Raw genomic sequence first — 8326 nt, forward strand, 5'->3', positions numbered from 1 at the left:
GGCGATCAAGCAGCGCTGCTCGAACGGAATAGGTCGGCGCCATTCGGTGTCTTGGTAGATCTGTTCAGCTATCGCCAGAACGCCTTGGCATCCACCAGATCCTCGTGAGCGTCAGTTGCCGCCGCCAGGAGCTTGCGCGTGCGCGCTTCAAGATCAGCAGCGGTGATGCCAGCAGCGAACACGGTCGAAGCACCGGTGTGCTCGCCGGCGATGTCCCGCACCACCTCGTGGCCTGTCGCAATGTCATTTAGCGCGCCAAGCTGATCCTGCAGTTCGGAGAGCGCTTTGACGAACGCGGCACGGCGCTTCACGGCCTTCTTGTCCGGGTACAAGCCGGCGAAGAACTCCGCCCCGTAGCGCAGCTTCTTGGCAGCGATCCGCACCTTGTGTCGGTCCTCGGGGCTGAGGTCGTCGAGGTGACGGCCGCGCCTCTTCACCTGGCGACGGCGTCGATCCAGTTCGCGCGCCGCGAAGTCGCGCGCAGGTTCATCGCGGAGTTCCGCACGGCCCTCCGCCTCGTCCCGCAGCCAGGGACCGGCGTTGATCCAGGCGGCGAGGTCGAGCACGAGCCTGCGCCACTCCGCCGATTGGAGCAGCCTCTGGACGGCCTCGTATGCCCGCGAGCGCTGGTCGTCGAGCTGCGTCTCCAGGTTGAGCAGGCCGAACTCGTCCGGGTGCCGCTCGCGCTCTGTCGGCAGGGTCGTGGCGAGGAACACATCGAGGTTGCGGGCCTGACCCAGCGGCTCGGTCATCCGCTTCAGCTCGGCCCGGATCCGCGCTCCCTGAGCGTCCTCGACAAGATCGCCGAACAGCGAGAACGCCGAGCGTAGCCGTCGGATCGCAACGCGCGTCTGGTGCAAAGCATCCGCATTCCGGCCCTGCAACAGGATGTCCTCGTTCAGCCGCATGTGGCGCAGACAGGCGTGCGCCACTGCTTGGAAGGCCTCGGCGGCGCTCATGTCCTCGCGCAGCGGCACCCGCTCGGCTTTGCGGACGCGGTCCAGTTTTCCTGACGCTAGGCTGTAGCCTCGCTCAGCCTTGCTGCGCACGCCGAGGCGCAGCGGCGCCCGGGCCGCAATCGCCTGCGACAGCGCGAACACGTCGCCGGCAGTGCCCTGCTTCAGCTCCAGCTCTACCTCGCAGATGGGTAGAACTTTGTCGCCGGCGGTTGGCGCCTCGATCCGGCCGCTGTCGAGCGCGACCTCGATGCGTGAGCTGCCCTGCTCGACCAGGTAGGTCTGCCGCTTGACCGAGGTGGTGAACAGGGGCTGCAGCTCGTCCTTGCGTCCCAGGATCTCGTCGAGCCGTGTGTCGCCCAGGACTGCGAGATCTGGCTCAGGGCCACCCACCTCCTGCTCCCATTCGGGCCGGCTGAAGAGACCGTCCCCCTCGGCTTTGAGGGTTTGGACGTAGCGATCGCCGATCCGGCGTACCCGCAATCCGAGCCCGGCCTCGCGCAGATCCTGCTCGGCCGTGTCGAAGTAGGTCGAGGTGAGATCCGCCGCGCCTTGCTCAGAGACCTCTCGCAGGAGAGGATGAGCTTCGAGGGTGGCGAGGTCGGAGGGCTCGCATTCCAGCTTCAGCTCGATCTCGCGCGGTTCACTCATCCGTTCTTTCCTGATCCGTGGGCCGGCTGCAGAGCGGCGCCCCTGGCGGCGCCGGCAATCCTGCAATGCTTCCGGGTGGACAACGCCCGCGAGCGGATCGGGATCAGCGATGCCGGAGGCCGACTGGGCAAGGCCGTCGTCGAACGGTCATTCGGCTATGCCTTCGCTTGCCGAGCCCGACATCTCCAGAGGTCCTGGTGCGCTCTGCCACCTGCGCCATCGTCTGCATCGCCGCCGCATTCGTCCTGATCGCGCAGGCCGGGCTCGCCGCGGCCGAACCTGATGCGGATGCACTGGCGACCGCCGCGCGGGTCGCCACCGAGGGCGTCGCCATCGGCTCAGATGCCGGCGCGGGCGGCGATCCGCAGACCTCGGTCGCGCAGCCGGTCTTCTCGGCCGGGCGCGCAGCGGAGGTGACGACCTCATTCCAGCCGCTGCTGGGGGCCGCGGGCGATCCCGGCGGGTACCGCGCCTATCTGGAGAGCCGCGGCATCACTTTTGGGCTGATCTCGGTCGCCGAGTCCTACACGAACCTGCGCGGGGGCCTGAAGCGGGGCTCGACCGGTCTGACGCTCCTCGATCTCGACGTCGACGTCGATCTCGACACCTTGGCCGGCTGGAAGGGCGCCACAGCCCACGCGACCGTCTACCAGATCCAGGGCAGCGGGGCTTCCCGCTCCCGGGTCGGCAACCTGATGACGGTGAGCGAGATCGAGGCGCTGCCCGCCTCGCGCCTGTCGGAGCTGTGGTTCGAGCAGAGCCTGTTTGACGGCAAGGTGCTGCTGCGCCTCGGCGAACTGTCTGCCGACACCGAGTACATGGTCAGCCAAACAAGCATCCTGTTCACCAACGGCACCTTCGGGTGGCCGGCGATCTTTGCCGCCAACATGACCGACGGCGGACCGGCCTATCCGCTCTCAGCCCCGTCCGTGCGCCTGAAGTACGTGCCGAGCCGGGAGTTCTCGTTTCAGGCGAGCTTGATCGACGGCACACCAGGAGGTGGGCGCCCCGGTTCAGGGATCGATCCGCAGCGGCGCAACCCGAACGGTACTCGTTTTCCCCTCTCCGACCCTCCGCTCGCCATCGCGGAGCTCTCGTACGCCTACAACATCCGTCCGGGCGCACCGGGTCAGCCGGGTACCCTGACGTTCGGCGGGTGGCGCCGATTCGGGCGCGTTGATGCACTGACGCCCGACCCGGTCACCGGCCTCGGTCGCCGGGTTTCGGGTGACTCCGGCGTCTACGGACTGATTGACCAGACGATCTACCGGGAGCCGGACGATCCAAACGACGGAGCCAGCGTGTTCCTGCGCGCCTCGGCCTCGCCGGGTGACCGCAACCTCGTAGATTTCTATCTCGATGGCGGCATCGCCTATCGCGGGCTGTTGCCCGGCCGCTCGGATGACACCCTCGGCTTCGCCGCCGGCTTCACCCACATCTCTCGCGCGGCTAGGCGCCTCGATACGATCGCTGCGGCACAGAGTTCGTCACCGTATCCACGCCGCAGTGCTGAGACAGTGCTGGAGGCGACGTACCAAGCCGTGCTCGGCCCCGGCGTCGCTGTGCAGCCAACACTGCAGTACATCATCCATCCCGGCGGCGGGATCGCCAACTTCCGTGATCCGGACGGTGCGCGGGTGCGCAACGCCACCGTCTTCGGCCTGCGCGCCATTGCCCGATACTGACCGCGCTCGAACGCTTCTGTTCGAACGATCGTCGGAGGCGGAGGTACTTCAATCCCGCGGCGGGCGAATGCCAAGGCCGCGGATCAGCACGAAGGCTACGAGCGCGGACAGACCCGCGATGGCGATGGCCACGTAGGAGCCGCCGTCGATCTCCGTGAGCGGGAGGCCCTTGGTGTTCATGCCGAACAGCCCGGTCACGAGGGTCGGCGGCAGGAACAGCGCGGTCAACACCGACAGCGTGTAGAGTTGCCGGTTGGAAGCCTGCGCGAGGTAGGAGGACAACTCCTCCTGCATCAGCCGGCTGCGATCGGCGAGCAGGATCATGTCTCGATCGAGCGCATCGAGCCTCTGCGCAATCCGAGCCGCCGCGGTGATGGCCGCATCAGGAACCTGCTCGTCGGCCGCCGCAGTCTCGAGGCGATGGAAGACGGCGCGAAGGCCGAGGAGCTGCCGGTGCAGCCGGACCGCATCCCGGCGGATCGGCCCGAGCCGGCGCCGCTCGCCGCGCACCCGCTCGTCGAGGATGTGGTCCTCGATCTCGTCGAGCTCATCGGCCAGGCGCGCGCCGGTCTCGGCCATCGCGGTCACGACCTGCTCGACGATGACGTCGAGCAGCTGGATTGGGGCCAGGATACCTCGACCTTCTGAAGCCGCATCCCGAGCAAGGTCCGGTCCAAGGACGGGATGGCGCCGGCCGCTCACGAGCAGGCGCGGGCCCATGACGAAGTGCAGCCGACCGCCCGCGTCGACTTTTGGTCTTTCGCCGGTCTCTCGGACAAGATCGGCCACGACGCCGCCGATATGGCCCGCCTCGACGATCAGGCGCTGGTGCGGGTCACTGGCGAAGGCAGCGCCCGTCAGGTGCGGCGGGCCGAGACGGCCTTCAGCGACCAGGGCTGGCAGGCGCGCGTCGTTCAGGTTAAAGTGCAGCCAGGTGAAGCCCTCGCCGAAGCTCCCAGGGGCCGGCATCGCCTCGCCGCGTTCGACGAGGTGACCGCGACCGCTCTCGTCGAAGCGCATGGCCCAGAGCAGACCTGGAAGCACCGGCTCGTCGCACAAGAGACGGGCCGGGGCTGCGGTAGCGGCCGCCATTTGGGTCAGAACACGTGGCGCAGGATGAAGAACAACGTGCCGGCGATCAGGATGGCGGCCGGCAGGGTCAGGATCCAGGCCAGCGCCATGTTGCGCACCGTCGACGCCTGGAGCCCCGAGCCGTTGGCCGCCATCGTGCCGGCGACGCCCGATGACAGGATGTGGGTGGTCGAGACCGGCAGGCCGTAGAGCTCGGCCAGCCCGATCGTACCGGCGGCGACGATCTCGGCCGAGGCGCCCTGGGCGTAGGTCAGGTGGGTCTTGCCGATCTTCTCGCCCACGGTGACGACGATGCGCTTCCATCCGACCATGGTGCCGAGACCCAGCGCCAGGGCGACGCAGACCTTCACCCAGCCCGGGATGTAGCGCGTCCCGTCGTTGAGCAGCTCAGTGTAGCCCTTGAGTGTCTTGGTGTCGCCTTCGGACAGGGTCGCGCCGGACTTCGGTAGCAGCCGGATCGCGTCGGCGGCCAGGTACATGTCGTTGCGCACGTTCGAGGTCGCACCGGCCGGGACCTGCTGTAGCGAGCCGTAGTTTTTCACCGACGCCGCGATGTCGGTCGAGAGGGCGGCCAGGGCGCTGTAGACCTCCGGATTGTTGAGCTCCTTCGCCTTCAGCGCATCGGCGACAGTTTTGCGGGCCTGAGCCGCGTCAGGGCGCGGTTCACCGCCGGCGTGACCTGCGAACACGGTGCTGGCCGCCGTCGAGGTTTGCACGAAGGCCGGCGTCGCGTCGGCGTTCATGGTGCGGTTGAGCGCGTAGGCCGTGGGGGCGGCGCCGATCAGGATCAGCATGATCAGGCCCATGCCCTTCTGTCCGTCATTGCCGCCGTGGAAGAACGAGACCAGCGTGCAGGTGAGGATCAGCAGGCCGCGGATCCAGAGGGGCGGCGGCGCCTCGCCCTTAGGCGCCTCGTAGAGGTCCTTGCGGCGCACGGCGAATTTCAGGGCGAGCAGCAGCAGCGCCGCCAGCACGAAGCCGCAGACCGGCGAGAACAGCAGCGCCTTGAAGACGTTGAGCGCCTGCGCCCAGTCAACGCCCGAGGTGCCGTCCTGGCCGCCCATCAGCTGGTTGGCGAGGCCGACGCCGAGCACCGAGCCGATCAGCGCGTGGGACGACGAGTTCGGCAGGCCGAAGGCCCAGGTCCCGAGGTTCCACAGGATCGCCGCCAACAGGAGCGCGAAGATCATCGCGTAGCCCGCATGCGAGCCGACCTGCAGGATCAGCTCGACCGGCAGCAGAGTCACGATCGCGTAGGCCACCGCCCCGGAGGAGAGCATCACGCCGAGGAAGTTGAAGGCACCCGACCAGATCACCGCGACGAGCGGCGGCAGCGAGTGGGTGTAGATCACCGTGGCGACCGCGTTGGCGGTGTCGTGGAAGCCGTTCACGAATTCGAAGGCGAGGGCGATCAGCAGGGCGAGGCCGAGAAGCAAGAAGGCGCCGACGGCCAGGGGTTCCTGGTGCACGGCGTTCATGTCGGCGACGAGGCTTACAACCGCGTAGCCCAGCCCCGCCACCAGCACGAGCAGGAAGGCGATGATCCCGCCCGGGTGCATCCCGCGGTCGAGCTTGGGCTTTCCGCTTGACGCCTGTCCTATTGAACCTGTGGGAGCCAGAATAGCGTCGGACATAGGCGCCTCGGTGAATTCTAGGGTTCGCCTGCGGCGTAGATCGACACCATGACACTTAGGTGACGTCGAGAAGATTTTATCGAATTCCCGCCGACGCCAGCGGCAGTTTTGACGAAATCCGCTTTGGAAAAATTGGAATGTTGGCACTTCTTTCCAAGCAAATAGGATGATCCGATGATGCCACGCTGACGAGGCGTAATGCATATATGACATAACTAGTGAGTTATTGGCCCCACACGAAGCTTGAGACGAATACGCCCCTGGGTCGACGGTGGTTCGCATACGAACTTGTCGAGCCGCCCACGGACGGAAAGGTGCAAAGGGAACAGGAACTGCGGTTGCTTCGCGGGTCTGTCATGGAAGTGTGCTCAACGGCGGCCGATCGAAGCCCAATCGAGGTTCGCAGACGATGCCTGACGAGAGTTCTGCTCAAGCTGTCACGCTCGACGCTATCCGACGCGAGCTGGCCGACAGCTACGATGAGGAGCTGGAGTTGGGACTCGACGACGAGCGCCTGGACCGGCTCGCGGAAGCTTCGGGGCACGATCACTTGGATCGGCTCGATCGAAAGGTCTACTTCCGCGAGCTATTGCGCCTGCAGCACGAGCTCGTCCGCCTGCAGGATTGGGTGCAGGATCGCAAGCTGCGGGTTGTGGTTCTGTTCGAGGGCCGCGACTCGGCTGGGAAGGGCGGCGTGATCAAGCGCATCACGCAGCGTCTCAATCCTCGCATCTGCCGTGTCGCCGCGCTGCCTGCCCCGAGCGAGCGCGAGCGCACGCAGTGGTACTTTCAGCGCTACGTCGCTCACCTGCCGGCAGCCGGGGAGATCGTGCTGTTCGACCGCTCCTGGTACAACCGCGCTGGTGTCGAGCGGGTCATGGGCTTCTGCACAGAGGCGGATGTCGAGGAGTTCTTCCGCTCGGTCCCCGAGTTCGAGCGCATGCTGGCGCGCTCCGGCATCGTTCTGGTGAAGTACTGGTTCTCGATCACCGATGAAGAGCAGGAGTTCCGCTTCCAGATGCGGATCCAGGATCCGCTGAAACAGTGGAAGCTCTCGCCGATGGACGTCGAGTCGCGCCGGCTCTGGGAAGATTACACCAGGGCCAAAGAGGACATGCTGGCGCGCACGCACATCCCCGAGGCGCCCTGGTGGGTGGTCGAGGCGGTCGACAAGAGGCGAGCGCGCCTGAACTGCATCAGCCACTTGTTGGCCCAGATCCCGTACGACGTGGTGGAGCACCCTTCCGTCCGGCTACCCGAGCGAGTGCGGAACGCGGACTATGTCCGCGGTCCGGTCCCGGCCGAGATGTACGTACCTTCTGTGTACTGATCGAAGCCGGCCGATTCAGTCACTTCAAACATCGGTCGTGGTGCAGGGTGATCGAAGCACGTGCTGGCCAGAAGCGGGCAGAGCGTCTATCGGGCAGCTGCAGCCGAGGCGTCCTCGTCCGCGCGACCTGCGCCGTTGCCGACGGCCGAGTCCAACATCCCTTTCGATGCGGTGCCCTGGTCGGCGCCAGAAGTGTTTGCCTTCGGCGTGCCCCGGTTGTCGCTGGGCCGGTCCCCATCGCTCACCGACGGGCTGGCTTTCTCGGGGTGAGCGTTGGATGAACCCGCAGCACCTGGATTGCCTCCCTGTGCCCAGCCGTTTCCAGAGGACAAGATCAGGACGACGGCGAGCGCGAGCGGCTTGAGAAGCATCATGATGATCTCCACGGAGGACGTGCGCCTCGGTTCAGCTCTGCGCGCAGAGAGCGACAGGATGATGTCACTTCTGGGCGCGAATTCTCAGCGAGAGATAATGTTTGGCAAGTCTCGCCTCGTTGAGTGGCTCGGAATATTTGCGTATCGCCAAGCTCAATGCAGAGCAGCGTTCAACAGCGCCGCCAGCCTGATGCTGGACCTTCTAGCCGAACTGGACGAGCGGATTGCCGATCTCGACCGGGAGATCGCCCAGCGTGCTCGCGAGGACGAGGCGGCGCGCAGGCTGATGACGATCCCTGGTATCGGTCCGATTACCGCCACGGCGCTGATCTCCCTCGGTCCCGCAGCCGAGACCTTCGCCAAGGGCCGCGACTTCGCCGCCTGGCTCGGCCTTGCGCCGCGTCAACACGCGACCGGCGGCAAGCAGAAGCTTGGCGCGATCTCGAAGATGGGCGAGCGCACGCTCCGGCGCCTGCTTATCATCGGGGGCAGTTCAGTCGTGCATCAGGCAAGCCGACGCGGCGCGCCGAAGGGTACGTGGCTGGAACAGATGCTGGCGCGTAAGCCGCGCATGCTGGTGACGGTGGCGGTGGCCAACAAGATG

General features: G+C 66.4%; 6 protein-coding genes and 1 pseudogene. 3 read left to right on the forward strand and 4 right to left on the reverse strand.

The genetic code is table 11. The features are described from left to right. Positions 1-68 precede the first annotated feature (68 nt). Positions 69-1607: a CYTH and CHAD domain-containing protein gene (locus tag CIW48_RS30175; RefSeq protein ID WP_149314089.1), complete on the reverse strand. Its 1539-nt coding sequence runs from the start codon at positions 1605-1607 to the stop codon at positions 69-71. Positions 1608-1804: 197 nt separating this feature from the next. Here CIW48_RS30175 and CIW48_RS30180 point away from each other — a divergent pair, with 197 nt between their 5' ends. Beyond that, complete coding sequence (locus tag CIW48_RS30180) at positions 1805-3292, forward strand: carbohydrate porin (protein WP_246695490.1); 1488 nt, start codon at positions 1805-1807, stop codon at positions 3290-3292. A 48-nt stretch (positions 3293-3340) separates the two neighbouring features. Here CIW48_RS30180 and CIW48_RS30185 read toward each other — a convergent pair whose 3' ends face one another. Both CIW48_RS30185 and CIW48_RS30190 read right to left on the reverse strand, forming a co-directional pair. Then, a complete protein-coding gene (locus CIW48_RS30185; protein WP_348645149.1) occupies positions 3341-4336 on the reverse strand; it encodes a transporter in 996 nt (331 codons plus the stop codon). 53 nt (positions 4337-4389) lie between these two features. Beyond that, entirely contained in the window at positions 4390-6018 is a 1629-nt protein-coding gene (locus CIW48_RS30190) for an inorganic phosphate transporter (RefSeq protein WP_149314092.1), read from the reverse strand. 409 nt (positions 6019-6427) lie between these two features. Here CIW48_RS30190 and ppk2 point away from each other — a divergent pair, with 409 nt between their 5' ends. After that, positions 6428-7348 (forward strand): polyphosphate kinase 2, encoded by a 921-nt coding sequence (gene ppk2 / locus CIW48_RS30195; protein WP_149314093.1) that lies wholly within the window; start codon positions 6428-6430, stop codon positions 7346-7348. 86 nt (positions 7349-7434) lie between these two features. Here the strand turns inward: ppk2 and CIW48_RS30200 are convergent, their stop codons facing one another. Then, positions 7435-7722 carry a hypothetical protein gene (locus CIW48_RS30200; protein ID WP_149314094.1) on the reverse strand — a complete coding sequence of 96 codons (288 nt, stop codon included), beginning with the start codon at positions 7720-7722 and terminating at the stop codon, positions 7435-7437. A gap of 187 nt (positions 7723-7909) precedes the next feature. Between CIW48_RS30200 and CIW48_RS30205 the strand changes: the two are divergent. Continuing rightward, positions 7910-8326: pseudogene (locus CIW48_RS30205) on the forward strand (transposase); the annotation flags it as partial.

It is taken from the genome of Methylobacterium sp. P1-11, assembly GCF_008329595.1.
Classification (GTDB): Bacteria; Pseudomonadota; Alphaproteobacteria; order Rhizobiales; family Beijerinckiaceae; genus Methylobacterium.

Excerpts from the sequence above, each read along its gene's own strand:
- CIW48_RS30175 (WP_149314089.1), bottom strand. The coding sequence starts at position 1,607 with ATGAGTGAACCGCGCGAGATCGAGCTGAAGCTGGAATGCGAGCCCTCC.
- CIW48_RS30190 (WP_149314092.1), bottom strand. The coding sequence starts at position 6,018 with ATGTCCGACGCTATTCTGGCTCCCACAGGTTCAATAGGACAGGCGTCA.
- ppk2 (WP_149314093.1), top strand. The coding sequence starts at position 6,428 with ATGCCTGACGAGAGTTCTGCTCAAGCTGTCACGCTCGACGCTATCCGA.
- CIW48_RS30200 (WP_149314094.1), bottom strand. The coding sequence starts at position 7,722 with ATGATGCTTCTCAAGCCGCTCGCGCTCGCCGTCGTCCTGATCTTGTCC.